Raw genomic sequence first — 24,255 nt, forward strand, 5'->3', positions numbered from 1 at the left:
AAACTCGTTATGATGAGTTTGCCTTATTTTTTTAGCGATCTGCACTTCTTGGATCGCGCTGGTCGGCAAATGCTTCATCTGTTTTAAACAATACCGGTATCATGACCAGCCCGCTTATTCCTACCAATGTATAAATGATTCGGGCAAAGGCTGCATTTTGATCTCCACCAAATATAGCAGCCACCAAGTCAAATTGAAATAAACCGATTAATCCCCAGTTAATAGCACCAATAATAGTGATTGCTAAAGCTGTACGTTGAATTCCGTTCATAATTAACCCTCCTTTTCTTTAGTATCTAGGATAGCTTTTGCAAATTAACAATAATTATGCAGTTTCTTTCTTGATTTCCATGCTCCTCTTGGGTAAAGTGAATAATGTAACAAACATTATTCGATTTGTTTTGAGGAGGATATAAACAATGACACATGTAACATTTACGTATAAAAAAGCTCTCCCATTTTTAAGCGAGCAAGAATTGAATAATTTGGAAGGTGCCGTACAAGCTGCTCACGATGCAATACATAATAGAACGGGGGCAGGAAATGACTTTCTCGATTGGCTTGATTTGCCAGAAACCTATGATAAAGAAGAGTTTGAACGAATTAAACAATGTGCTGAAAAAATCCGCAACAACTCAGATATTTTATTAGTTATCGGTATAGGCGGTTCCTACCTAGGCGCACGAGCTGCCCTTGAAATGCTTAACCATTCATTCCAAAGCTACTTGACAAAAGAAGAACGAAACGCCCCACATATTATTTTTGTTGGTCACCATATGAGCTCTACTTATATGCATGATTTAATGGATGTCTTAAAAGGAAAAGACTTCTCAATTAATGTTATTTCCAAAAGCGGAACTACGACTGAACCAGCAATCGCTTTTCGTATTTTTAAACAATTGCTGGAAGAAAAATATGGTGTAGAAGGTGCAAAAGAACGTATTTTTGCAACAACAGATCATAAAAGAGGAGCTTTAAAAGCTTCTGCTGATGAAGCAGGCTATGAAACATTTGTAATCCCTGATGGTGTTGGCGGACGTTATTCCGTATTAACAGCAGTAGGACTTCTTCCAATTGCCGTAAGCGGGATTTCTATTGATGAAATGATGAACGGTGCTCATACAGCTATGAAAGATTTAGCTGAAGCCTCTCTTAAAAATAACCCTAGTTACCAATATGCTGCTGTTCGTAACATTTTGTACAATAAAGGGAAAACAACAGAGCTTTTAATCAATTATGAGCCAAGTCTTCAATATTTTGCAGAATGGTGGAAGCAGTTATTTGGTGAAAGTGAAGGCAAAGATAATAAAGGTCTGTATCCTTCCTCTGCTAATTTTTCAACGGATTTGCATTCACTGGGTCAATACATTCAGGAAGGCCGCCGCAATATTTTTGAAACGGTTCTACATGTTCAAGAACCAAAGCATCATCTGACAGTGGAAAGTGATCCAGTCAATGCGGACGGATTAAACTATTTAGCCGAAAAAACGATTCATGAGATCAATGATAAAGCATTCCAAGGTACGCTCTTAGCTCATACAGATGGAGGAGTTCCTAACCTTGTTGTTGAAATTCCAAAACTGGACGCATATACATTTGGCTATCTTGTTTATTTCTTTGAAAAAGCGTGTGCCATAAGCGGCTACTTACTTGGTGTGAATCCATTTGACCAACCTGGGGTAGAAGCATATAAGAAGAATATGTTTGCCTTATTAGGAAAACCGGGATACGAAGCTGAAAAGAAACAGCTTGAAGAGAGATTATAAAGTGAAACAATCATTCAGTAGGAGTTTTCTTCCATCTCCTACTGAATGATAGTACAACAAGGGTATGATCTAAAAGGCCCTTGAACGAATCGGGCATTTAGGTGCCGTTTTCTCCCACTTAGACCCTTTTGTATCAACTAAAGGCTCTTGAAGTGGGAGTCTTACGGCACCTTACATGCGGGATAAAAAACAAGAGCCGCTACTTTGAATAAGTATCACTTTATAAAAATAATCAGTATTACTAAAAAAGCATTATAAATGTTTAAAAAATTAGAATCAGGGTACACTAAATAATGTAAGACTTTCTCGTATTCCCCCTGTAAGCAAAGCGCCTCACGCTTTGCTTTTTTTTATCCATCCATAAGCTTTCTTAACATAATGAATAAAAAAACGTTGCTCAAATTCCTCCCTTTTTATCCAAGAAGAAGCAAAATCAGTTCAATAGGTGCATACTCAAGCTTAAAGCATTTCGCTTGCAAACCACTAGCCGTAATCAAAGTTTTAATTCGCTAAAAATTTTTTCAACTTTCATTGGTTTATTTTTTACGAATGAATGCTTACGAAAAAAATATAAAATGTTATACTGTAAAAGACTAAGGAAAACTTGACTCAGAGACTGCCAGTTACGCTTTTACTTTCGACATTAAACATGCAAAACTTATTCCAAGCAAAAAAGAGGAGACTTGATATGAGTATATTTGATATCCAACATAATAGAAAAAATACCAGATCAGTAAAGTGGGATATGCTTCAATCTATTTTTCAAACCGACGATGTGTTACCAATGTGGGTAGCAGATATGGATTTCAAGGCACCTGAACAAGTAAACCAAGCATTAATCGAACGGGCTAAACATGGGATATATGGTTACACCATAATAGATGATGAAGTAAGGACTTCCATTACTAATTGGCTTTCACATAGACATAAATGGGATATACAGAAGAATTGGCTATTATTTAGTCCGGGTGTTGTGACAAGCTTACATATGGCTGTTCAAGCTTTTACTAAACCTGGGGATAAGATTATGATCCAGACACCTGTATATACTCCTTTTTACAAAGTAATTAAAAATCATGGTCGGCAAATTGTCACAAATCCACTTCAATATGAAAATAATTACTATAAAATAGATTTTGCTGATTTTGAGAAAAAACTCACTGAAGGGGTCAATGCGTTTATTCTTTGTTCTCCGCATAATCCAGTGGGACGAGTTTGGAAAAAAGAAGAGTTAACTGAAATTGCACGATTATGTAAGAAATATGATGTCATTATTATTTCAGATGAAATTCATGGAGATCTAACATTTCCAAATGAAGTGCATATTCCAATTGCCTCACTTTCAGATGAAGTGGCAGATCGAACAATAACATGTATGTCACCTTCCAAAACGTTTAACTTAGCCGGTTTACAGGCTTCTTATATCGTTGTAGCCAATAATAAACTTCGAAAACAATTGAATAACCAATTACTAAAGCAAGGTATTCAAGAATTAAATACAATGGGTAATGTTGCAATAGAAGCCGCTTATAATCATGGAGAAGCTTGGCTTGAAGAATTACGCCAAGTATTAAAAGGTCATAAGGATTATGTTCAGGAAAGTTTTAACAAACATATTCCAGAAATTACTGTAACGAATTCGGAAGGTACGTATTTACTCTGGATTAATTGTAGTTCATTAAATATGGATACTGAAAAGCTAAAGAAATTTATGATTCAAGAGGCTAAAGTAGGACTAAATCCAGGTGTGGATTATGGTGAAGAAGCCACAACATTTATGCGTATGAATATTGCTTGTCCAAAAGCAACGCTAGAAGAAGGTGTCCGACGAATCATAACTGCTGTAAAAAGCATAAATTAGAATAGCTAATCATATTTTAGAGAGCTTCTTGTTAAAATGAGGCTCTCTTTATTATAAACAATTTGTTTTCATTAAAGGAATAAGCCTAAACAAAATAAGACTAAGTTACCCTTAAATTTCCTCTATATTATTAATAAGTAACCCACCTGAAATGAAACATAATGGAAAGTAAAGCTCAATTGTTCAGTTCGGTCATAATTGAATCAGTACGATAGAACATTATCAACTTTAGCACCTATCACCTAGGGAAGCCACCCTCTCTATGAAGCCTCACTTATCCTCCATCTGTTCATTATTCTGTGTTGGATCAGACGGTCTTTGAGTATCATTCTCTTTAATCTTTTCGTCAGAACTGGCTAACGTCCCACAAATTATCCGTTCTCCTGAGTCACCTCCAGGCTGGCTCATTCCGTCGTCTTCATTCTGTGTTACAATAATGGACGTCCCTTCCCCAGCTGTTAATGAATTTTTCCCATCCAATAAAGTAGCTTGAGGCAACATTAATTCTGCATTTACAACCCCCTGTGCATCTGCTTCAATATTTGGCATATCTCCTATATGTGAGCCTTTTGGATGCATCAGACCATGCTCTGCGCCAGCAGGATTAAAGTGGTTCCCGGCAGATTTAAAGTCAGGACCTTCGCACTTAGCATATTCATGTATATGAATGCCATGATATCCTGGAGTCAATCCTTCTATTTTCACTTTTACCTGTACACCGTCTGTTTGTTCATTAAAAGTTGCCGTACCAACCATATCACCTGAGGCATTATACATTTCAACTTCTCTGCTTTTTTCATCTTTAGATTGACAGGCGGTGAATAATAACAATATAGATATGAATATTAACAGACGCATAAACTAACTCCTTTTCTCTTTTTACTTTAGCATTACCCAGTAAACGAAAACTACTCATTCATTTTAAAATGTAGAAAACATGACTATTCACGCTTTGTCCTAGAGTAAGTGTTTATCACAAAAAACTTCCAATAGAAAAGAATAAGCGATCGGTTAGCGAAGGAAAAGACGGAGACTCTAACGGGATAAAGTGAAACTTCATTTCGTGGAACGTTTTTCCCACGAAATGTTAGATGAACGAATCGGGCATTTAGGTGCCGTTTCTCTTATAAACTTCGTAAAATAATAACAGATTTTTCAAATGCAAGAAATACGGCTCCTTATATTCGGGATAAAGAAAACATGCCTCTAAAACAAGGTATGCCGACGCCTGAGTGGTAAGCCCGTTTTTATTTAGATTCGAGCGGGTGGTAATTTACCCTAGAAAGAAGAACACAGCTTAAACGCTTAAGCTAAAAGAAACTGCTTTTTAAAAAGTTATGACCATGTAGAAACGGATATTTCTATAAAAAAACCTCTCTAGCTAGAGAGGTATTAATAATGTTTATCTTGGTATTCACTTAACTCTTTATCATACTCCTGTCGAAATTCTTTCTCATCTTTTTTAGATTTCTTATAAATTATATATGTCGTAATTGCTGCTCCAATAAAAAATATAGCTAATGTAATAAATGAAGGAATATACTCCGCTTTATCTTGCGGGAATTCTAATACTGGTATCATTTTTCTCACATCCTCCCCAGTCATTATAACAAACATAGAACCATAACTAAAGTTAGAGATCAATTATTCGTTAAACTGTTCTACTTTTGGCACAATGATAAAAATGATACTATAAGTATATATCACTTTGGGGAGGAGTTTTTTATGGCTGAAGTAGCGATTGGGGAAACCGTTAAAGCTCATTATCGTTCTGGAACATATATTGGAAAAGTGATTGCCGATAAGGGAGATCGGTATGTTATTGAGGTACTTGCTGTTAAAAAGCACCCAATGCAAGGAGACCTTCACCATCCTAATGAAACAGAAGATGTATTTTTTCATCAACGAAAAGCACTGGCATTCCATGAAAAAACAAATGTAAAAAAAGCAGCTGTACATCCTTATACGGAGTCTATACCAGACTATACCACTTCATTAAAACAAGCGGTGGAAGATTATAAAGAAAAGCTATATCAACAGGATTCTGCTTATAATAAAGCAGCACTTTCCTGCTTAGAACAATTGGAAAAGGTTTATTTTAAACACTAAGATTAAATTTACTACAGAGCCAAAGAGAAAATTGTTATCTCTTTGGTTTCATTTGAAATCCTTATGCCTCACTCTTCCAACTCATCATTACCCATCAAGGAAACTCTACAATTATTATAAACCCTTAACCTGAGATCTCCATCATATTCCTTTTGGCAATAAGTTCAATTACTCACCCTTAATAGCAATATACAAAAGTACAATTCATTAATTATTTATAGAAAAAATTTACTTGTAGCTATAGAGATAAAAGAAATGTGAATAATGTATATTCATTTTTAAGTACCATTTTACCTCTTTTTACCAAAATAAAAAAACTGCCAGCATTAACAACTGACAGTTTTAAGAAATGAAAATAACGAATTATTCACCAAGGTGTTCTTTAATTACTTCTTCTATACCTTGGATAGCTTCTTTTTCGTCTGAACCATTAGCAGAAATTTTAATTTGTGCCCCTTTAGGTATTCCCAGAGACATAACACCCATAATCGATTTTAGATTTACAGTTTTGTCATTGTACGTAATTTCTACTTCTGATTCAAATTGACCTGCTTTATTTACCAATAGTGTAGCTGGACGTGCATGTACCCCAGTATCTGCTGTAATTTTAAATGTTTTTTCTGTCATTTTCCTTCATCCTTCCAAAGAATTTATCCAGTGTCTGTGTCCATAGGCAAAGAGGTTATGAAACCATTCGGGAAGTAAAGCCATTTACTCCTCTCGTACTTTTCCTAGCATCATACTCTCCCTGCATAAAAACAAGTTTTATGCAATATTAGTCACTAATACGCTTCCTTCATTTTTTAAACATATTTTTGCTATGCTTGATAAAACGAGGTATTGCTCACTTCTCCAATCGTTCTATGTCTCTTGTTGAACACGCATGATAAGTAAAAGGTTTTCACTAACTCTAAGTGAAAAACTGCACTAGCCTTATTATATACAAAAAATCTATTTTTTGAAACAAAAATGTACCATTTTTAATAAAATACTCCATCTATTTTTGCAGAAGAAATAGAAGTGCGTGTTTCAAAGGGACCCAAGAGAATGCAATGTATCATTTTGACGTACTTTTCGAACATCCTCTACAATTTGTGCTCCTAATTTATCAAATTCAGCTTAACACATAGTTTACAACAAAACAATCAAGAATAAACAAAAAAGAAGTTTTTTTTACGTTAACATAAAATATTTAGGCTTAAAAAGTATAAATAAAGTTAAACTTCATTCATTATTAGCTTTTTCTAAAAGTAGAACAAAGGCGATAAGCGCTTGGTTAGCGCGTATAAACAGGCAGAACTTCTGACGAGAAAATATCTACTAAGGAGTGCTTTTCTCTTGAAACAGGGGATCAAATGCTAAGTTTGCAGCGTCCTTGAAAAATCGCGAAGTATTGCTATCATAGTTCTTTCTTGGCCTTAAAAAACCGCGATATGTTGCTGTCGTGATTTTTTCTTGTCCTTTCCGTTCGAACGAATTAGACGTTTAGCTCGTTCTCTCACACTTAAATTTCTTCATATTTTCTATAATCTAAATTTGGAATCTTGTAGGACGGACGCGCTTCGATTGTGCGGAAAACTAATTGTAAGCTATTTTTTAAAAATAAGTTCACGTATATCTTAGCATTTGTCTTTAGTTAACACTTATGATACCGTTATTTTGAAGACTATAAAGTGGTGTTCAAAAAGGTTCGGTTTGCAATGTATATGATATTAGAAACATGATCCGCAAAAAATTTGATGCTTCATTTTTACCGGGCTTTTTGAGCATTCTCTCTAACAACTAAATAGGAGGTTATATCATGAGTGTACATATAGGCGCTAAAACGGGCGAAATTGCTGACAAAATTTTACTACCAGGCGATCCACTACGGGCAAAATTCATTGCAGAAACGTTTTTGGAAAATCCAAAGCAATATAACAATGTTAGAGGTATGCTAGGTTTTACAGGAACTTATAAAGGTGAAAAAATTTCTGTACAAGGTACAGGCATGGGAGTACCTTCCATCTCTATTTATGTAAATGAATTAATTCAGAGCTATGATGTGAAGAAACTAATTCGTGTTGGTACGTGTGGAGCGATTCAAAAAGATGTAAAAGTAAGAGATGTTATTCTTGCCCAAGGTTCTACGACAGATTCACAGATGAATCGTATGGTTTTTGGCGGAATCGATTATGCACCTTTGGCAGATTTTGACTTACTAAAAAATGCCTATGAAGCGGGAATTGCAAAAGGGTTAAATCTCAAAGTCGGAAATGTATTCACAAGTGACACCTTTTATCGAGATAACGCTAAAGAAATAAATGAAAAATTAGCTGCTTATAAAGTTCTGGCAATTGAAATGGAAACTACCGCTCTTTATACACTGGCAGCAAAGTTTGACCGTCAAGCATTAGCGGTGCTAACAGTTTCTGATCATATTATAACTGGCGAAGAAACATCAGCCCAAGAAAGACAAACTACTTTTCTAGATATGATGGAAGTTGCTTTAGAAGCGGCAATTCGATAAGTACTATTTTGTTCCAACCAGCTATTATTAAACACATGCAGTTTTGTCCGATACTGCATGTGTTTTATTTGTTATATAAAATTATGTAAAAACAATTTAATAAAGGGTCATTTCTCCTCCATCTCTATAAACTAATCCTACAGCTTTATTTCTGTTCATCTAATTTTTACTATAATTACTCCTCTTTTTATATACCCCATATTGTTAACCTATTAAAAAACAAGTTGACAATAGAGAATTAACAATCTATTATCTATTATAAGCAGTCATAGTATTCCGATTATACATTAAAATGAGGGGGATTAAAATGAGTAAATTACGAACTACTGATCTTACATACGGAGCAGTTTTTGTTGTATTAATGGCAGTTGGTGCAAATATTACCGCTTGGTTTCCAATGCTTAGCATTCCAATTGGAGGTGCTGATGTGCCACTATCATTACAGACATTCTTTGCTGTTTTAGCAGGTTTGATGCTTGGAAAAAAACTTGGTAGTTTATCCATGTTTGTATATATGCTTGTCGGAATTGCTGGTGTGCCGATTTTTGCTGGGTTTTCTTCTGGACCTACTATGTTTATCAGCCCTACTGGTGGATTTATTATTTCATTTATATTTGCAGCTTTCTTTACAGGCTGGGTAGTAGATAACTCAGAAAAGAACTACTCCTTTCCACGCTATTGTTTAGCGGCGCTTATAGGTACGGCATTCAATTATCTCATCGGTGTAACGTATATGTATATTGCTTCAAATACATGGATGGAAGTCCCGCTTCCATATACAATAGCTTGGGCTGGAATGATTCCGTTTTTAATTAAGGATCTTATTTTTGCTGGATTAGCAGCATTATTTACAGTGAAAGTCGTTAAGCGAATACCTGTCTTAAATCACGTAAGAGCAAGCTAGAAAAGGAATAGTTAAAAACGTGGCGCTTTTTTATGCTTACTGCCCCAGCTTGTGATAATATAGCATTATCCAATAACTCATGCATATTGTCTATTATAAAGCGATTTTCATTTCCTGAGAAAGGATGTTTGACAAAGCATGGAATTATTTTTAAATTTTCCACTGTGGGCAGCCCTTACCGCAATCGTTTTTGCACAAGGTGTCAAAGTTCCTATTGCACTTGTTTTTACAAAAGAATTCAGACCGGATTTAGTATTTAGTACTGGCGGAATGCCAAGCAGTCATTCTGCAGCTGTAGCTGCCTTAACAACGGCTGTAGGAATAGTAGAAGGTGTGGCATCTACCGTATTCGCGGTTTCCTGTATCTTTAGTGTTATCATTATGTTTGATGCTACCGGAGTAAGAAGACAAGCTGGTGAACAAGCAATCGTTTTAAACAAACTTATTCGGGATTTTCAATTATTTGTGGATGAAGCAAAAAATTGGCCACACAAAGAGGACTACGAAAAAAGACAAGAACTAAAAGAATTGCTTGGACATCAACCAATAGAAGTTTTCTTCGGAGGGCTTACAGGAATCGCGGTTGCCCTAATATTGCATACAGTTCTCTATTAAAGCTAAATAGAACAGCAGTTGTTAAAAGGATTTCTACCTCTTGAGTACTGGTTATGAAATATGTTTTTGCTAGTGCGAACTTAAAGTAAAATTGTATGTGAAGAATAACTTATAAATAAGCGATCATCTTATTGGGAGTTCTAGAATTAATTGAACCCCTATTTTTATTGCTAACTACATTAGAAAAACTTGGCTTATCGCCAGTCTTTATGGCCAAAGCTATAGTTTTTCTTATACTATAGCCCCCTAAAAATTTAAAACTTTCTTATAGTATAAAAAATATTGCATTTTTTATACTGATTGTCATCTTTTATAATAAAAGATATGGAGAGAATGAAATGAATATAGAGTACGTAAAAGTTGAAGTGTTACTACCGGAAGCTTACATTGAAACGATAAGAAATAAAGTGAAACTTCATTCAGTAGGAGTTTTCTTCCATCTCCTACTGAATGTTAGCTTGAACGAATCGGGCATTTAGGTGCCGTTTTCTCCCACTTAGACCCTTTTGTATCAACTCAAGGCTTTTGAAGTGGGAGTCTTACGGCACCTTAGATGCGGGATAAATTAAATGAATTAGGAGTTTTGACCATCGGTAACTATGACCACGTTATTTCCTATTCTCATGTTAACGGATATTGGCGTCCCTTGGAGACAGCCCAACCAGTTCATGGAACGAAGCATAAAATTAACTTTGGTGTGGAGTGTAAAATGGAATTCAAATGCCTATATAAATATATTACAAAAGTAAATGAGATCATTAAGGAATACCATCCATATGAAGAACCGGTAATTTATATCTATCCTTTATTAACATAAGAAGTGCTATCTTAATATTCTATAATTATGCCAAGACAACCTGAAATCCCTTCTTTTCAGCTATCAATTATGTATGCAAAAATTTCATGTCTTCTGACGATAAAAAAGCCTCACCAATTTTAAAAAACCTTTACAGTTGGTTCTTTTAAATTACAGCGAGACTTCTTCATCGATCAAAACCGTTTATTTAACTAATCAGTAGCTTCAACGTTCAAAAGTTATCCTCCATTTATGCCTTGTCTGAATACTTGTAAGGCTTGATTTTCATTTAAATGTTGAAGCTCTTTTTCCGTTAGTTTACCATCACCCTTTTTAATCATATAAACATCTACTTGCTTTTTCCCCCATTGATTATAAACATCATCAATGGTTTCGTAATATAGATCAATCTTATTACCAGTTATAGCGCTTCCTTTATCTGCAACCACCCCAAAACCATACCCAGGGATGAAAAGAATTGTCCCAAGAGGAAAGATGGTTAAATCTGCTGCGATAGTAGAATACAAGTCTCTTTTCACTTTAACTCCAGAATACGTAATTCCATATTCAGGATGATCTGGTGTTTTTCCTGTTGACTCTGCACCTGCAGTATAACCAGTTGCCAACACAGTTTGACTAGGGTATTGTTGATAATTAACAACTTCTTCCAAAGTCTCTGCACCATCTATTTGTTCACTCGAAATATTTAACTGCTTCTGCTCTCTATGATTAAATTCTTTTTCTGATAATTCTGTTTCTCTAGAAGTGACATCATCTCTTACTTTATGCTCCGTTATTTTCAATGTTTGTAGAATCTCTGGTTTTTGGTAATGCCAAAGCTTTGCTGCATGAGTATTGTCCGGCATAAAAGCTCCAACCGCAATAAACATAACAATTATCAATAGAAATAAACTTAAATTTTGAATGAAATTTTGGATTTTCATGATTAACACCTCTTTGGATGTCATCATTTCCAATCTACAAAATTTTATTCATCATTCTATTAAAACATTTGATATCCGCTTTTTCTTAGTAGTCTAATAACTATACCAGACACGATCGTTCCAACAAAACCTGCAGCTAAGATTGAAATATCTATAATCGTAATTTCAGCTAAACGATTCGCCAACTTCGAAAATGCTTCTCCCGGTGCTGAGAAATAATCCCAAGTTGGAATATTGTCTATAATAATGGCAACAACAAAAGGATATACAATTGTCATGAGCCATGTCGTACGTAACAGCATATTTAAAATAAAAGCAATGCCAAAAAAGATAACAAAATACAATAAGATAGATACAATTAGCTGAATCAATTCATTTTCTCCCTTCAAATAAGTACCCTTCCCGTACTATGATGCAAGATTACTCTCTATTTGTCCAATTACCCCTTTTCATTTTAAATGAAGTTTGAATAAAAGTGCAAGCACTCCGTTTAGCGCCGTACAAACGGCGGAATTCTGATGTGAGATAAAGGGAAGCTTCATTCAAGGAGTACTTTTCTCCTTGAAAAATGCACAGAAAGAAGATCACAGCTTGAGCGTTATGCTAGGCGATATTTATTTTCAAAAAAGGTATCCACGAGATAGAAATATTTTCAATTAGAAAAACTTGCTCTCTTACTAACCGCGCAGTTAAGACATGATTCATTATTTTATGTTTCAAACCAAATTCAAGTACTAAAAAAGCAAAAATACAACCGTACTTTTGCTTTTCTTATCTGTTAATGAAAAATATTAAATTTTCCTTTTTTCATTAATAAGCGAATTCCGCCTAACTTAAATAAGTAACGATTATCAATGATTTTTTTCATCACTGTAGCTTTCCGACCAAGAATTATTTTGTCGTTGAAAATTATCCCCATGGCATCATTGTGTCCTAATGAGGCGACGGTTCCAAGAATATTTGGCTTAAATACTTCCATTTCCTCACCCCGGATGTATGCTCGAACATTATACGAAACCACTTCGGATTCTTGAATTGCCATTTGTGCCGTAGGAGGATAGGGATTACCATGTTCTAAATCCATAATTAAAGCGCAATCACCAATAACAAAGACATCTTCATATTCAGGACAACGCATATCATTATTCACTTCAATCTTACCACGATTTGTTTTAAATCCAGATTTCTCTACGATAGAATTAGCTCGTACTCCTGCTGCCCAAACGATGGTATTGGTATGTATTTTTGCTGGTAATCCATTCTTTTCAAATATGACACTAGATGATGTGCATTCTTTTAAAAATGCACCCGTAATAAATTCAACACCACGTGATTCCAAAGAATTCATAGCATACTCCGCTAATTGTTCATCAAATCCTGGTAAAATAGTTGGAGCACCCTCAATATTAATCATTTGCACTAACTGTTTATCAATATCATATTTTTTACAAAGTTCATCTACTCGATTAGCTAATTCTCCTAGAAACTCAACACCAGTAAAGCCGCCACCGCCAACCACAATAGTTAACCGGGCTGGATCTTTTTTCACATCATTGTGATAACTTGCAAAATTATGCTCAATATGGTCACGAATAGAGCAAGCACTATTAATATTATCAATAGTAAAAGCATGCTCTTCTAAACCAGGAATACCAAAGGTAGCAACTTCAAAACCTAGTGCAATAACAAGCACATCATAATGTAATACACCATTTTCTAGTTGGACCTGCTTTTTTTTCGGATTGATTAAGATTACTTTATCTTGAATAAAGTTAACTTTATTGGGGTTAATAATATCTTTAATTTGAATTTTAGTGCGCTCATGAGGTAATGTGCCGGCTGCGTTTTCATGTAGCCAAGTTGTTTGATAATGGTAATCATTTATATTCACTAAGGTTATATTCGCTTCATCAGCACGTAATGACTTTTGTAATTGAACCGTAGTCATCATCCCACCATAACCAGCACCTAAGATGACTATGTTTGGTTTTCCCACGTTTATCACTTCCATTTATTCCTTTTTTTGTAAATTGTGATCTTTTTCACTTGACACCACTAAGAAAAACTTGGCTCGCTGCCAAGCAATTAATCTTTATAGAATAATAGAGTTATTTCATATGTCACACAATTGTAATATGGTTCCCTTGTTATAGTAGCTCTTTTCGCTTTACTTTTCAACCCTATCTGCTTTTTAATTATTATTAGATTTTTCTTAATCAAAAGTTAATGATAAGCTGAGTACATTAATATTCTATTACAGTCGATTTATGATACTATAAAAAGTGGTGCAAAGATTATATCAAATGGAGGTAATCGTCGTGACAAATGAAGTTTATGATGTCACCATTATTGGCGCAGGACCAGTTGGTTTGTTTACTGCATTCTATGGCGGTTTGCGCCAAGCGAGTGTGAAAATCATTGAAAGCTTACCACATACTGGTGGGCAGTTAACTGCTCTTTATCCAGAAAAATATATATATGATATTGCAGGTTTTCCCAAAATAAGAGCCCAGAAGTTAATTGATAACCTGCAAGAACAAGTCAGTATGTTCCATCCAACCATTGTTTTAGAACAAGCAGTAGAACAGGTAGAACGCCTAGAGGACGGTACATTAAAATTAACTACTGATAAAAAAGATGTTCATTACACAAAAACAATGATTATTACCGCTGGAAACGGTGCTTTTCAACCACGAAAATTAAACGTAAGCAATTGCGATCAATTTGAGGGAGTTAATTTGCATTACCATGTAAAAGACATGAGTAGTTATAAGGACCAGCATGTTCTCTTACTTGGCGGCGGTGATTCGGCTGTTGATTGGGCGCTAATGCTAGAGCCCATCGCTAAAAAGGTAACACTTGTCCATCGTCGTGATAAATTTCGAGCTCATGAGCATAGTGTGGAAAAATTATATGCATCCACTGTAGACGTCCTTACCCCTTTTGTTCCTACAGACATTATAGGTGATGAGCGAATTGAAAGAGTTATTCTTGAAGAAGTTAAGGGAGAACGCAAACTAGAGATGGAAGTCGATTCGGTCTTGTGTAATTATGGTTTTGTCTCTACACTTGGCCCAATTAAAGATTGGGGTTTAGAAATTGAGCGTAATAGTATTGTAGTAAATTCCAAAATGGAGACAAATATCCCAGGCATTTATGCTGCAGGCGATATTTGTACGTATGAGGGAAAAGTAAAATTAATAGCAACCGGATTTGGTGAAGGACCTACTGCGATCAACAATGCAAAACATTATATTGATCCAAAAGCAAGGATACAGCCGAAACACTCAACTAGTATGTTTTAAGCTTGAACTGAGTTCTAAGCGTGCATAATAGTAATCTTTTGAATTTATACCGACAAGTGCTTAAGCGCTTGGTTAGCGACGTACAAACTGAGATCATCTGAAGCGATGAAGGCAACATGCCCTAAAACAAGGGTATGGCCGATGCCTGAGCGACAAGCATGCTTATAGTCGGCCTTCCTTTAGATTCAATCCAATGTTGACTTATCGTAGGAGAAGAGGGAAGTTTGCTAGCAGCACGAGCACTTAAACTGGGCGATGCTACTTTTTTAGAAAAACTTGGCTTGTCACCAAGTCTTTATGGCGAAAGCTGTCGTTTTACTTATACGATAAAGTGAAACTTCATTCCGTGGAATGCTTTTTACACGGAATGTTAGTACCACAAGGGTATGACCTAAAGGCCCTTGAACCAATCGGGCATTTAGGTGCCGTTTTTTGCCACTTAGACTCTTTTGTATCAATTCAGGACTTGAAGTGGGAAACTTACGGCACCTTACATGCGGGATAAACCCTAAAATTTTATACTTTCCTATAGACTAGGAACGGATATAATTTTCTATCACCAAAAAACTAGGCTCACTAGCCTAGTTTTTTATAAGTTTATACAAATTAACAATCGCCTGGGGTCCCGACTTTATCCTTTGTCCGAAATGAAGAACCACATCCACAGGATATAATAGCGTTTGGGTTATCAATACTAAATCCCCCGCCCATCATATTCTGCTTAAAATCTATCGTTGTTCCTTTAATAATTGGAATATCTTGATTGTTTAATACGACAGGAATTCCATTTATTTCTTCGACTGTATCCAATTCCTCGTTGATTTCATATTCAAAACCAAGTGAATAGGATAATCCACTACATCCACCGCCTTTTACCCCAAAGCGAAGATATACGCCGTCTGACTCTTCTTTCATCATATCTTGAATTTGCTGTCTTGCATGGTCAGTAATCGTGATTGTCATATTTTGGATTTCTCCTTTCATAAGTGGTTACCTTTCAGTATATACCCTGATTACTACCTGTTCAACTTAACAGTTTTCTTTATTTCCTTTCATAATAAACGCCGGAAGCAATGATTTCAGCCCCGCCAGTCATCCAAACATTCCCATCTTTATCCCATTTTATTAACAAATCTCCTCCTGGCAAATGTACGGTGATTTCTTTATCTCTAGTTAAATAATTGTTTAATACGCCAGCAACTACAGAAGCACATGCACCTGTCCCACACGCTTGAGTAATACCAGAACCTCGCTCCCACACACTGAAATTAACTTCTGTTGGTGAAATTACTTCAATAAATTCCACATTAACTCCTAGAGGAAAACGGGGATCCTTTTCAATTAATGGACCGAGTTTTTCTACTTGTGCATTATTTATCTTTTCGACAAAAAACACGGCATGTGGATTCCCCATAGAAACAGCTGTTAATATCAGTTCTTCGTCATTAATGATAAAAGGTTCCGAAATAACCTGCTGGTTTATTTCACCCTGCATAGGAACATCTTGTCGGTTGAGTAAAGGTTCTCCCATATTAATAGTCACCAAATCTACGTTTCCATCTGTAACTTTTACTTCCGCTTCGACAATATTCGCTTTAGTTTCGATTTTAAATTGCTTTTTACTTACGATTCCCTGCTCATAGACATACTTCGCTGTACATCTTAATCCATTTCCACAACTTAGACCTTCCGAACCATCCTTATTAAATATCCGCATACCGACATCTGCTTTTTTACTCGGATGGATGATAATCAGTCCATCTGAGCCAATGCCTGTATTTACATTGGCAACACGCTTTGCCAATCCAGATAATTTACTTTCTTCCACTTGATTTGTAAAAAAATCGATATAAATATAGTTATTTCCTAGTCCATGCATTTTAGTAAATGGTAGTTGCATCTTCTCGTCCTCATTTCTCTTCTGCTCGTAATGGTAAATTATTCTTATCTAACGCCTTATAAATGGGTTTTAACCTTGGAATACCCTCAGCTACTACCTTATCATTTACAAGAACAAGTGGATAGAATAGATCTCCCTGTATGATGCGTTTTATAAATGAATGATGTTTCTCTATATTTGGAGGCTGTTCTATATCAATGTATTCAAATGTAACCGAATCTGTACTGTATTTTCTTCCTACTGCCGCCTGTAACCACTCATACGTATCTTTTGCGTTTGGTGCTCCAACGCAACTAGTACATACTTGCTCTGCTCCATAAACAGTAATTGTAATCTGACTCATGCCCTTCCCTCCGCTACTCTGATATCTTTTATTTTACAAAAAGTTGGATCAAAGTTAAAATAAAAATGATTAGTACCTGCTCAAAGGGTATAAAAAAGACTCAAGGCTGGCTAAGTTTTTAGGCATCCTTAAAAAAGCAGTATGCTTTTTCTGCGTGTAGTGTATTGCTGGCGAAGTATACTTTGTCCTATTGCAACACTGATACTAGGATGTCTGTTCCAGGTAGCTTAATTTCAAGTAGCGCAGTATATGCTGTTAGATAAGCAAGACGAAGCTACTTTTCAAAAAAGTTATCCACTAGGAACAAATATAATTTCCTAGACAACGAAGAATTCTATCCCCCATTTTTACCTGACCTTTTGAACCTCCTCTTACACGTGATTGCGGTCATGGATTTTTTAGATAATCCGTTTTATAATAGATAATAAGAAAGGAGAAGATGGATAATGCGTGAACAAGTACAGGAAGTATTAAACAAATTACGTCCATTCTTGCTGCGAGATGGTGGCGATGTGGAATTAATTGATGTTGATGAAAATGGCATTGTGCTTCTTCGTCTCATGGGTGCTTGCGGAAATTGCCCTAGCTCAACCATTACCTTAAAAGCAGGAATTGAACGTGCCCTTATGGCCGAAGTACCCGGTGTAACTGAGATTGAACAAGTATTCTAAATGTACTCATGAATATTCATAGAGAACCAAAGCTTATGTGCCTTGGTTGGTCAGCCCAGCCCGATAATGACTAGTGTTTCTACGAAGATACTACCCATCTAGGAGAGGACTAACGCGCTGAAGCTGAATATAGGTAAATCTTATACAAAAATGATCACAATAAAAAGAAGGCTTCCAACAATTAGGAACACCTTCTTTTTTGTTTCTTAAATTGCAAACGAACTCATCTGCACTTTACTCAACTGGAGTTCGTGGTCGCTTACCACTTAATACACGTGTAACATTTTCTAAACAAAGATTCCACATGTTCGTCCTTGTTTCTACACTTGCTGATCCAATATGAGGAAGTGCAACAACATTTCTCATTTGAAGCAAAGGATGATTCTTCGGAAGCGGCTCTTTAGAAAAAACATCTAACCCGGCTGCTGCAATTTGTTCTTCTTTTAGGGCTTGTATTAAAGCTGTTTCATCAACTACCCCTCCCCGAGATATGTTGATAAAGATAGCTGAATGTTTCATCATGCTAAAAGCATCAGCATCAAACATATTCCTTGTTTCATCGGTTAGGGGAACAACAGACACAACAAAATCTGCCTCACTTAATAATTCATTAAGTCCTAAATATGTCACCCCCAGTTTTTCTTCCGCTATTTCGTCTCTAGATCGATTGTGATATAAAATATTCATCGAAAATCCTTTAGCTCGCCTTGCAATTGCTTTTCCTATTCTTCCCATACCAACAATGCCAATCGTTTTATTATAGACGTCCGTTCCTGCCAATAAATAAGGAGCCCAGTGCTGCCATTTTCCCTGTTTAATGAAATCATTAGCCTCTAGTAATCGCCTTGCTGTAGCCATCAATAATCCAAAACCTAAATCGGCCGTCGTTTCAGTTAATACATCGGGTGTATTAGTTATAATGATATTCCTTGCTTTCGAAGCATGAATATCAATGTTATCATAGCCCACAGCTAAATTGGCGATCACTTGTAAACGTTGTACGTTGTCTAAAAAAGCATCATCTATTTCTTCGGTTAACATACAAATTAGACCATCCGCATGTTTTGCATCTTTTATTAATACTTCTCTTGGTACTGGAGTTTCTTCTTTTTCCCAGCAGATGAACGTAAAATGCTCCTGATAAGGTTTTAATAATTTTGCCGGGATGCTTCTTGTAATATAGATTGTCGGCTTATTCATCTTCTTCCCCTCCATCATCGCAAATGTCTAATAACTGTTTTTATGTTTAGAAAGATATTGTATTAAAGCCAGTGTAACACAGGAATCTGAAGATGTTTACAATCTATATTTGCCCAGTCAAAGAATTGGCTAACATGCTTTTCATATTTCGCCTGAAGTTGTAATAAATAGTGTAACTGATCATCAGCGTCTATTTGTTGTTTCGTTAAATTTCGTTCCAAACAATCAAATAGATGGATAGGAAAGAGCAATCTAGCATACACTAAACGCCAGGTAAATATAGAAAGCGGTCGGACGGTTTCATAATCTCGCAAAAACTGGATTGTTCCCTGTTTGGGGTCATCCTGCAAAAACTGTTGACGTAAAAATTCAGCAATATCTCTAGCAGGATGGTCATAAACTAATTCCAGCGGCCACATGACTGATTGGTACAGCTGATCTGAATATCTTCGGAAAGCGATGGTACCTTGGTCAGCCTCGTGGAAGCGTAACTCTTCTTCACTTTCTCGAATATATTGAATTGCATTTTCACTTACACCAATAAAATAAGGTAAGGTATCCATAACCAATCGATAATAAGCATTTGGATTACCTTGGGCTGCTTTTTCCAGACTTTGCTCTAATGCTGTAACCTTTTCTATCCATAGCTGCTTCCATTGTCCATAACTGGAAATTGCTTTGGGCTCATAAGTATAGGCACTGCCAATCTGATGAAATTGCGCTAATATCGTTCCACTGGATATACTTGGGGAGTACGATTGATCACTTCCTTGAATGACCATGTATTTAGTGTTTTGATGAGAGGTAAGCCACTCTCCTTGTTGATTACGGATAGGAATAGCCATATTACTATAGGAGCTCTCTTTTAAATAATAAGCTAAAACCGATTGCTCCATATGTATAATTTCATTGTTTTCCACAGAAGTGATAAAATAAATATATCGTTCTGCTTGGTAACATTCCTTCCCATCAACCCAACGCTTTGTTTCGGGACGAACATTATAATTTTCATAAAGCCAGGTACTAAATGACAATGAACTTACCCCCTTATCATTTTATCTCGTTAAAAACCTTCAACGATGAGTGCTGAATAATTTTAATCGATGAGGCTTTTTATAAGTTGCTTCCGTAATAGTTTATGAAGTAAAGTCAGTTTTTTTACTAAAGAATAAAAGGATGGTAAAAAGAAATGAGTGAAAATACAAAACGAAGTGAATTAGAAATGAAAGCCAGACAATGGTTAACAGAAAGAGGCGTATTAATAGATGATATTGCCGAACTTGTTTATTTCTTACAATCACAATACCATGAGCATTTAACACTTGATGAGTGCAGACATAATGTCAATCGAGTTCTTGCTAAACGGGAAGTACAAAATGCAATTTTAACAGGTATTCAATTAGATGTGCTTGCTGAAAAAAAACAACTGGAGCAACCTTTACAAAAAACGATTGACTCCGATGAAAGCTTATACGGTGTCGATGAAATTATTGCTTTATCGATTGTGAATGTTTATGGTTCTATTGGCTTAACCAATTATGGGTATATTGATAAACAAAAACCGGGTATCTTAAAAAGACTAGATGATAAATCTACCGGAGAGTGTCATACATTTTTAGATGATATTGTCGGCGCAATTGCTGCAGCAGCTTCAAGCCGATTAGCACATGATAATGGAGAAGATGTCATATTAGACGATTAAAAAAGCAGGAAATATCTCCTGCTTTTTTTCTTATAGAACACGTATTATAAGTACGTATCCTTATATTTTACAGCTTATCGATCCATTCAAACAGATTTTGAACATAATGCGTTGGTTTTACCTTCAAATAATTGTATTCTGAAAATGGAGTAACTCCGGTAAACACCATTAAAGTATCAATTTCAGCTCGAATACCCGCTTGAATATCAGTGTCATAATTATCTCCAACCATTAAAGCTTCGTCTTTATCTAGACCAAGTACATCAAGTGCTTCTTTCATAATTACCGCTTCCGGTTTACCAATAAAGATTGGATCTATACCCGTACATAATGTGATGACAGCGGTTAGCGAACCGTTTCCAGGTAACAAACCTCGTTCATTCGGGATGGACTTATCACCATTTGTTGAGATAAATTTTGCCCCATTACGAACAGCGATACTCGCCGTAGCTAATTTTTCATACGTAATTTCACGATCAAGACCGATCACAACAACATCACAATTTTCGTCCTCTACCACCTTAAGTCCTGCTTGTTCAAAAGCTTGAATGAGGCCTTCTTCTCCAATTACATAACAGCGCGGATTCTCATAATTTGCTTTAATATACGAAACCGTTGCTAAACTCGTCGTGACAATTTGATTGGCTGTTGCCGGGATATCCATATTTCTTAGTTTATCGGCCACTGCTTCTTGTGTTTTAGTTGAATTGTTCGTTACAAACACATACGGAATATGATTATTTTTCAATGCGTGAACAAACTCCGAAGCAAATGAAATAGGTTCATTTCCTTGATACATTGTTCCATCTAAGTCGATTAAATAGCCTCGATATTTTTTGTTCATTTTATTCATTCACTCCAATGCAATACGAATAGACTGTGCTTTTATTCCGATTTTGATTCATTTGTAAAAGCATGGGTTACCTGTTGATGTTCTTTATTTAAATAAGTTCGAATATGGGTGGAGAATTGTTTATAAATAGTCAAGTTTGTTTGGATCGCCTTCATTAATACGTTATAATCCACTGATGTATAGTCTGAAATTAACATACGTCTCAAACTAATCAACTCTTTGTATGCTCTTTCTTCCTCTTCTGGAATAACCTTTTCATCTAATAAAATATTGATAATGTCATTGTAACTGCCAGGATCACGCATAATAAACCCGTCAATCATCATATTACCGACATCTAGCGTTGACTCAATAAAGACATGTACTGCTCTTTCTAAACTGAGTTTATCTGACAATGTTTTTGGAGGGCCCATCTTCAATATGTTTATTAATTCATCCATATACTGAAGTATCTCCTCCAATTTCTTACGGTCAACAAAGTACATATGTCAAACCTCCATTATAAAGTGAAACTTCATTCAGTAGGAGTTTTCTTCCATCTAATACTGAATGTTAGTTGAACGAATCGGGCATTTAGGTGCCGTTTTCTCCCACTTAGACCTTTTGTATTCACTCAAGATTTTGAAGTGGGAGTCTTACGACACCTTACATGCGGGATGAAATTACATGTTTATCATATCATATTCTATAGGAATATGAAGAAAAACATGATATAGTTGGTGAAATAGCAATATTCAAAAAAGGGGGATAATATGGCTAAAAAATACGAAATAATCAAAGATGAAACTAAAATGAAGGGAGTTCGTTATATCAGTTTTATGGGACAACTACAGCGCTATGATTTGGCAATTGTAGAGCATGAAGATGATCCGAGCAAAAAGCTCATTATTAATTTACGGAAAAATCGTTGTACTACCATTGGAAAAGATGACTTACATGACAAAGGAAAAATCGAACATACGTTTAATGAACCAAATATGGAAGCTGATGAAATTCGTCATTTTTTAAAAGATGTACTTTAACACTATAAATGAACAAATAAGTAGGTCTTTCCATCCTCCACTTATTTGTTCATTTATACCAATCGTTTCTTATCTGATCTTTCCAATCTATTCCTATTCCGAGTAAAAGGCTTTTCCATTCGTGTTAACTAAAATAATTTTACCTATATTTACTAATAATAAAAGCAAGTAATCAGAGGGAACATTACTAATAAAGTAAAACTTCATTCAGTAGGGTTTTTCTTGTCCTTGAAAAACTGCAATGTAGCACTGTCGTAGCTTTTCTTGTTTTTGAAAACCGCGATGTGTCGCTGTCGTAGCTTTCCTTGTCCTGTCACCGCGGAAAAAAATCAGGCTTTTTGGTATCTTGATCTCCCACTTAGACTTATTCATATTCGCTATAAAGTATTTACTGCACCTTAGATGAGGGAAAACGCACCATAACATGAATGAATTGGAAGGGTGAAAGAATGGATAAGAAAAAAAAGGATTACTCCGATTTTTCAAATGTTAAAGATATGCATAACAAATTAATTCCTGAAGAGTTTCCAGAAGGATCTTTCGGATTACCAATAAATGCAGATACTCCTGTAGAAGGAAAATCAACCCCGTGGGAAAAGGGACAGCGTAGAGACAGCGCCTTTGTTTATCCAGATCGGGAACAGCATGAAGATGTTCCCCGCAGAATACCAGGAGCACATATTATTCATGACGATAAAGAGCAGTAGATGTTAATTCGCTACTGCTCTTTTGCAGTTATTTTTTTTAATACAAAGTAGGCACAGCCAAAGTTACAATATTCATACAGATAATCGTCCAATGCTGTTATCTTTGCATCCATTGGAATCTTCGTATGTTGAACTCCATAAAAACCCTTTAATCGAAGTTGCTCATAACCCCAATCCCCTACAATATAGTCATACTTTGATAATATGTCCGAATAACGTTCTCTGACAGCTTCTTCATTAAATCCTCCTTTATGATTTTCTACTAGCTCGTACATTTTTCCATAAATCTCTATCATTTGTATCCCCCCATACTTTGTCTTTTCAGTGTATCACCTTTCCTCCAAACCCTCCAGAAAAAAACAGTATGATTTCATGCTGAACCAGCAAACTAAAAAAGAACCCCAAAATCAACTTGAGAAGGAGGTAAACAATGGAACTGAAAAAATTGCTCCCCATAGGACTTACCACACTGTTTCTCATGACAGGATGCATGGATAACGATACAGCTACTGACGAAAGAGAGGAAATTAAAAACCAACTTGATCCAAATGGGCAACTACAGGCACCTGCGGATGAAAGTGCAGAAAATAAATTAGGATATGTACGCTATACAAAAGATGAAATTGACAATGATAATGAAAATAATCGTTCTATCAGCATTGACCGAACCGAAATGGCTAATATGATAACTCGAATTATGCTTCGTGGTAATTCATTTGAAGAGGTAGCAACACTTGTTACAGACAATGAAGTGTTAATTGCGTATGAAAAATCAGCTGACACTAATTCTGAGAGAGCAACAGAAATAGCGAAAAAAACAGCTACATCAATCATGCCAGGATACTTTGATGTTTATGTAACCGACAATACCAATTTAATCGATGATATTCAAAGTTTGCATAATTCCCGAACAACCGATGGAAATTATGATAATACAATCGACAATATAATTAAAGAAATGAATAAAACAACAAAAAATACCAATGAATGACGAAGCTTCATTGGTGGGATTTATCTTGCAAAAATATGAGTTGAAGAAATTGGTTAT

At 35.7% G+C, this 24,255-nt stretch carries 28 protein-coding genes; 13 read left to right on the plus strand and 15 right to left on the minus strand.

Annotated features, from left to right (window positions below; genetic code table 11):
• Positions 1 to 31: 31 nt before the first annotated feature.
• Entirely contained in the window at positions 32 to 271 is a 240-nt protein-coding gene (locus BN1066_RS01185) for a DUF378 domain-containing protein (protein ID WP_077317700.1), read from the minus strand.
• A gap of 148 nt (positions 272 to 419) precedes the next feature.
• On the opposite strand from BN1066_RS01185, the gene BN1066_RS01190 reads away from it, so the two are divergent.
• Both BN1066_RS01190 and BN1066_RS01195 read left to right on the plus strand, forming a co-directional pair.
• Entirely contained in the window at positions 420 to 1,766 is a 1,347-nt protein-coding gene (locus BN1066_RS01190) for a glucose-6-phosphate isomerase (protein ID WP_077317701.1), read from the plus strand.
• Positions 1,767 to 2,454: 688 nt separating this feature from the next.
• A complete protein-coding gene (locus BN1066_RS01195; RefSeq protein ID WP_077317702.1) occupies positions 2,455 to 3,627 on the plus strand; it encodes a MalY/PatB family protein in 1,173 nt (390 codons plus the stop codon).
• Between the two features lie 270 nt (positions 3,628 to 3,897).
• Here the strand turns inward: BN1066_RS01195 and BN1066_RS01200 are convergent, their stop codons facing one another.
• Both BN1066_RS01200 and BN1066_RS01205 read right to left on the minus strand, forming a co-directional pair.
• Positions 3,898 to 4,485 (minus strand): superoxide dismutase family protein, encoded by a 588-nt coding sequence (locus tag BN1066_RS01200; RefSeq protein WP_077317703.1) that lies wholly within the window; start codon positions 4,483 to 4,485, stop codon positions 3,898 to 3,900.
• 534 nt (positions 4,486 to 5,019) lie between these two features.
• Positions 5,020 to 5,208, minus strand: a complete 189-nt coding sequence (locus BN1066_RS01205; protein WP_077317704.1) for a hypothetical protein — start codon at positions 5,206 to 5,208, stop codon at positions 5,020 to 5,022.
• Positions 5,209 to 5,352: 144 nt separating this feature from the next.
• Between BN1066_RS01205 and kapB the strand changes: the two genes are divergently transcribed.
• A complete protein-coding gene (gene kapB / locus BN1066_RS01210; protein WP_077317705.1) occupies positions 5,353 to 5,736 on the plus strand; it encodes a kinase-associated lipoprotein KapB in 384 nt (127 codons plus the stop codon).
• Between the two features lie 363 nt (positions 5,737 to 6,099).
• On the opposite strand, the gene BN1066_RS01215 is transcribed toward kapB, so the two are convergent.
• On the minus strand, positions 6,100 to 6,363 hold the full coding sequence (locus tag BN1066_RS01215; protein WP_077317706.1) for a phosphocarrier protein HPr: 264 nt from the start codon (positions 6,361 to 6,363) through the stop codon (positions 6,100 to 6,102).
• A gap of 1,174 nt (positions 6,364 to 7,537) precedes the next feature.
• On the opposite strand from BN1066_RS01215, the gene deoD reads away from it, so the two are divergent.
• From deoD to BN1066_RS01235, 4 genes are all read left to right on the plus strand, one after another.
• Complete coding sequence (deoD, locus tag BN1066_RS01220) at positions 7,538 to 8,245, plus strand: purine-nucleoside phosphorylase (protein WP_077317707.1); 708 nt, start codon at positions 7,538 to 7,540, stop codon at positions 8,243 to 8,245.
• Positions 8,246 to 8,552: 307 nt separating this feature from the next.
• Entirely contained in the window at positions 8,553 to 9,149 is a 597-nt protein-coding gene (locus tag BN1066_RS01225; RefSeq protein WP_077317708.1) for a biotin transporter BioY, read from the plus strand.
• Positions 9,150 to 9,287: 138 nt separating this feature from the next.
• Positions 9,288 to 9,764: a divergent PAP2 family protein gene (locus BN1066_RS01230; RefSeq protein WP_077317709.1), complete on the plus strand. Its 477-nt coding sequence runs from the start codon at positions 9,288 to 9,290 to the stop codon at positions 9,762 to 9,764.
• A 553-nt stretch (positions 9,765 to 10,317) separates the two neighbouring features.
• A complete protein-coding gene (locus tag BN1066_RS01235) occupies positions 10,318 to 10,581 on the plus strand; it encodes a YqfO family protein (RefSeq protein WP_077317710.1) in 264 nt (87 codons plus the stop codon).
• A gap of 218 nt (positions 10,582 to 10,799) precedes the next feature.
• Here the strand turns inward: BN1066_RS01235 and BN1066_RS20970 are convergent, their stop codons facing one another.
• From BN1066_RS20970 to BN1066_RS01250, 3 genes are all read right to left on the minus strand, one after another.
• Positions 10,800 to 11,504 carry a 3D domain-containing protein gene (locus tag BN1066_RS20970; protein WP_077317711.1) on the minus strand — a complete coding sequence of 235 codons (705 nt, stop codon included), beginning with the start codon at positions 11,502 to 11,504 and terminating at the stop codon, positions 10,800 to 10,802.
• Between the two features lie 59 nt (positions 11,505 to 11,563).
• Positions 11,564 to 11,893, minus strand: coding sequence for a YuiB family protein (locus BN1066_RS01245; protein WP_425445261.1), 330 nt, complete (start codon positions 11,891 to 11,893; stop codon positions 11,564 to 11,566).
• A 389-nt stretch (positions 11,894 to 12,282) separates the two neighbouring features.
• Positions 12,283 to 13,500, minus strand: a complete 1,218-nt coding sequence (locus BN1066_RS01250; protein ID WP_077317712.1) for an NAD(P)/FAD-dependent oxidoreductase — start codon at positions 13,498 to 13,500, stop codon at positions 12,283 to 12,285.
• A 322-nt stretch (positions 13,501 to 13,822) separates the two neighbouring features.
• Here BN1066_RS01250 and BN1066_RS01255 point away from each other — a divergent pair, with 322 nt between their 5' ends.
• Entirely contained in the window at positions 13,823 to 14,809 is a 987-nt protein-coding gene (locus BN1066_RS01255; protein WP_077317713.1) for an NAD(P)/FAD-dependent oxidoreductase, read from the plus strand.
• Positions 14,810 to 15,415: 606 nt separating this feature from the next.
• On the opposite strand, the gene BN1066_RS01260 is transcribed toward BN1066_RS01255, so the two are convergent.
• The 3 genes from BN1066_RS01260 to BN1066_RS01270 form a co-directional block, all read right to left on the minus strand.
• On the minus strand, positions 15,416 to 15,772 hold the full coding sequence (locus BN1066_RS01260) for a HesB/IscA family protein (protein ID WP_077317714.1): 357 nt from the start codon (positions 15,770 to 15,772) through the stop codon (positions 15,416 to 15,418).
• Positions 15,773 to 15,851: 79 nt separating this feature from the next.
• The gene (dapF, locus tag BN1066_RS01265) at positions 15,852 to 16,709 is read right to left on the minus strand and encodes a diaminopimelate epimerase (protein ID WP_077317715.1); all 858 of its coding nucleotides are present in this window, start codon (positions 16,707 to 16,709) and stop codon (positions 15,852 to 15,854) included.
• A 10-nt stretch (positions 16,710 to 16,719) separates the two neighbouring features.
• Positions 16,720 to 17,052, minus strand: coding sequence for a YuzD family protein (locus BN1066_RS01270; protein ID WP_077317716.1), 333 nt, complete (start codon positions 17,050 to 17,052; stop codon positions 16,720 to 16,722).
• 446 nt (positions 17,053 to 17,498) lie between these two features.
• On the opposite strand from BN1066_RS01270, the gene BN1066_RS01275 reads away from it, so the two are divergent.
• The gene (locus BN1066_RS01275) at positions 17,499 to 17,723 is read left to right on the plus strand and encodes a NifU family protein (RefSeq protein WP_050350380.1); all 225 of its coding nucleotides are present in this window, start codon (positions 17,499 to 17,501) and stop codon (positions 17,721 to 17,723) included.
• A 234-nt stretch (positions 17,724 to 17,957) separates the two neighbouring features.
• Here BN1066_RS01275 and BN1066_RS01280 read toward each other — a convergent pair whose 3' ends face one another.
• Together BN1066_RS01280 and BN1066_RS01285 are read right to left on the minus strand one after the other, a co-directional pair.
• Entirely contained in the window at positions 17,958 to 18,923 is a 966-nt protein-coding gene (locus BN1066_RS01280; protein WP_077317717.1) for a 2-hydroxyacid dehydrogenase, read from the minus strand.
• A gap of 62 nt (positions 18,924 to 18,985) precedes the next feature.
• On the minus strand, positions 18,986 to 19,957 hold the full coding sequence (locus tag BN1066_RS01285; protein ID WP_077317718.1) for a protein kinase family protein: 972 nt from the start codon (positions 19,955 to 19,957) through the stop codon (positions 18,986 to 18,988).
• 155 nt (positions 19,958 to 20,112) lie between these two features.
• Here BN1066_RS01285 and BN1066_RS01290 point away from each other — a divergent pair, with 155 nt between their 5' ends.
• The gene (locus tag BN1066_RS01290; protein ID WP_077317719.1) at positions 20,113 to 20,625 is read left to right on the plus strand and encodes a phosphatidylglycerophosphatase A family protein; all 513 of its coding nucleotides are present in this window, start codon (positions 20,113 to 20,115) and stop codon (positions 20,623 to 20,625) included.
• Between the two features lie 67 nt (positions 20,626 to 20,692).
• Here BN1066_RS01290 and BN1066_RS01295 read toward each other — a convergent pair whose 3' ends face one another.
• On the minus strand, positions 20,693 to 21,469 hold the full coding sequence (locus BN1066_RS01295) for a TIGR01457 family HAD-type hydrolase (RefSeq protein ID WP_077317720.1): 777 nt from the start codon (positions 21,467 to 21,469) through the stop codon (positions 20,693 to 20,695).
• A 41-nt stretch (positions 21,470 to 21,510) separates the two neighbouring features.
• Complete coding sequence (locus BN1066_RS01300; RefSeq protein ID WP_077317721.1) at positions 21,511 to 21,963, minus strand: DUF86 domain-containing protein; 453 nt, start codon at positions 21,961 to 21,963, stop codon at positions 21,511 to 21,513.
• 267 nt (positions 21,964 to 22,230) lie between these two features.
• On the opposite strand from BN1066_RS01300, the gene BN1066_RS01305 reads away from it, so the two are divergent.
• Together BN1066_RS01305 and BN1066_RS01310 are read left to right on the plus strand one after the other, a co-directional pair.
• A complete protein-coding gene (locus BN1066_RS01305; protein WP_077317722.1) occupies positions 22,231 to 22,500 on the plus strand; it encodes an SAV0927 family protein in 270 nt (89 codons plus the stop codon).
• 449 nt (positions 22,501 to 22,949) lie between these two features.
• Entirely contained in the window at positions 22,950 to 23,207 is a 258-nt protein-coding gene (locus BN1066_RS01310) for a hypothetical protein (protein WP_077317723.1), read from the plus strand.
• 11 nt (positions 23,208 to 23,218) lie between these two features.
• On the opposite strand, the gene BN1066_RS01315 is transcribed toward BN1066_RS01310, so the two are convergent.
• Positions 23,219 to 23,503: a YutD family protein gene (locus tag BN1066_RS01315; protein WP_077317724.1), complete on the minus strand. Its 285-nt coding sequence runs from the start codon at positions 23,501 to 23,503 to the stop codon at positions 23,219 to 23,221.
• A 134-nt stretch (positions 23,504 to 23,637) separates the two neighbouring features.
• On the opposite strand from BN1066_RS01315, the gene BN1066_RS01320 reads away from it, so the two are divergent.
• Entirely contained in the window at positions 23,638 to 24,198 is a 561-nt protein-coding gene (locus tag BN1066_RS01320) for a YhcN/YlaJ family sporulation lipoprotein (RefSeq protein WP_077317725.1), read from the plus strand.
• Positions 24,199 to 24,255 lie beyond the last annotated feature (57 nt).

It is taken from the genome of Virgibacillus proomii, assembly GCF_900162615.1.
Taxonomy (GTDB): Bacteria; Bacillota; Bacilli; order Bacillales; family Amphibacillaceae; genus Virgibacillus; species Virgibacillus proomii.

What these genes read in the sequence shown, in the direction of transcription:
- BN1066_RS01190 (WP_077317701.1), top strand. Translation starts at nt 420, where the DNA reads ATGACACATGTAACATTTACGTATAAAAAAGCTCTCCCATTTTTAAGC.
- BN1066_RS01310 (WP_077317723.1), top strand. Translation starts at nt 22,950, where the DNA reads ATGGATAAGAAAAAAAAGGATTACTCCGATTTTTCAAATGTTAAAGAT.
- kapB (WP_077317705.1), top strand. Translation starts at nt 5,353, where the DNA reads ATGGCTGAAGTAGCGATTGGGGAAACCGTTAAAGCTCATTATCGTTCT.
- BN1066_RS01315 (WP_077317724.1), bottom strand. Translation starts at nt 23,503, where the DNA reads ATGATAGAGATTTATGGAAAAATGTACGAGCTAGTAGAAAATCATAAA.
- BN1066_RS01280 (WP_077317717.1), bottom strand. Translation starts at nt 18,923, where the DNA reads ATGAATAAGCCGACAATCTATATTACAAGAAGCATCCCGGCAAAATTA.
- dapF (WP_077317715.1), bottom strand. Translation starts at nt 16,709, where the DNA reads ATGCAACTACCATTTACTAAAATGCATGGACTAGGAAATAACTATATT.
- BN1066_RS01185 (WP_077317700.1), bottom strand. Translation starts at nt 271, where the DNA reads ATGAACGGAATTCAACGTACAGCTTTAGCAATCACTATTATTGGTGCT.
- BN1066_RS01230 (WP_077317709.1), top strand. Translation starts at nt 9,288, where the DNA reads ATGGAATTATTTTTAAATTTTCCACTGTGGGCAGCCCTTACCGCAATC.
- BN1066_RS01200 (WP_077317703.1), bottom strand. Translation starts at nt 4,485, where the DNA reads ATGCGTCTGTTAATATTCATATCTATATTGTTATTATTCACCGCCTGT.
- BN1066_RS01305 (WP_077317722.1), top strand. Translation starts at nt 22,231, where the DNA reads ATGGCTAAAAAATACGAAATAATCAAAGATGAAACTAAAATGAAGGGA.
- BN1066_RS01300 (WP_077317721.1), bottom strand. Translation starts at nt 21,963, where the DNA reads ATGTACTTTGTTGACCGTAAGAAATTGGAGGAGATACTTCAGTATATG.
- deoD (WP_077317707.1), top strand. Translation starts at nt 7,538, where the DNA reads ATGAGTGTACATATAGGCGCTAAAACGGGCGAAATTGCTGACAAAATT.
- BN1066_RS20970 (WP_077317711.1), bottom strand. Translation starts at nt 11,504, where the DNA reads ATGAAAATCCAAAATTTCATTCAAAATTTAAGTTTATTTCTATTGATA.
- BN1066_RS01205 (WP_077317704.1), bottom strand. Translation starts at nt 5,208, where the DNA reads ATGATACCAGTATTAGAATTCCCGCAAGATAAAGCGGAGTATATTCCT.
- BN1066_RS01235 (WP_077317710.1), top strand. Translation starts at nt 10,318, where the DNA reads ATGCGGGATAAATTAAATGAATTAGGAGTTTTGACCATCGGTAACTAT.
- BN1066_RS01275 (WP_050350380.1), top strand. Translation starts at nt 17,499, where the DNA reads ATGCGTGAACAAGTACAGGAAGTATTAAACAAATTACGTCCATTCTTG.
- BN1066_RS01320 (WP_077317725.1), top strand. Translation starts at nt 23,638, where the DNA reads ATGGAACTGAAAAAATTGCTCCCCATAGGACTTACCACACTGTTTCTC.
- BN1066_RS01215 (WP_077317706.1), bottom strand. Translation starts at nt 6,363, where the DNA reads ATGACAGAAAAAACATTTAAAATTACAGCAGATACTGGGGTACATGCA.
- BN1066_RS01225 (WP_077317708.1), top strand. Translation starts at nt 8,553, where the DNA reads ATGAGTAAATTACGAACTACTGATCTTACATACGGAGCAGTTTTTGTT.
- BN1066_RS01260 (WP_077317714.1), bottom strand. Translation starts at nt 15,772, where the DNA reads ATGACAATCACGATTACTGACCATGCAAGACAGCAAATTCAAGATATG.
- BN1066_RS01195 (WP_077317702.1), top strand. Translation starts at nt 2,455, where the DNA reads ATGAGTATATTTGATATCCAACATAATAGAAAAAATACCAGATCAGTA.
- BN1066_RS01295 (WP_077317720.1), bottom strand. Translation starts at nt 21,469, where the DNA reads ATGAACAAAAAATATCGAGGCTATTTAATCGACTTAGATGGAACAATG.
- BN1066_RS01290 (WP_077317719.1), top strand. Translation starts at nt 20,113, where the DNA reads ATGAGTGAAAATACAAAACGAAGTGAATTAGAAATGAAAGCCAGACAA.
- BN1066_RS01270 (WP_077317716.1), bottom strand. Translation starts at nt 17,052, where the DNA reads ATGAGTCAGATTACAATTACTGTTTATGGAGCAGAGCAAGTATGTACT.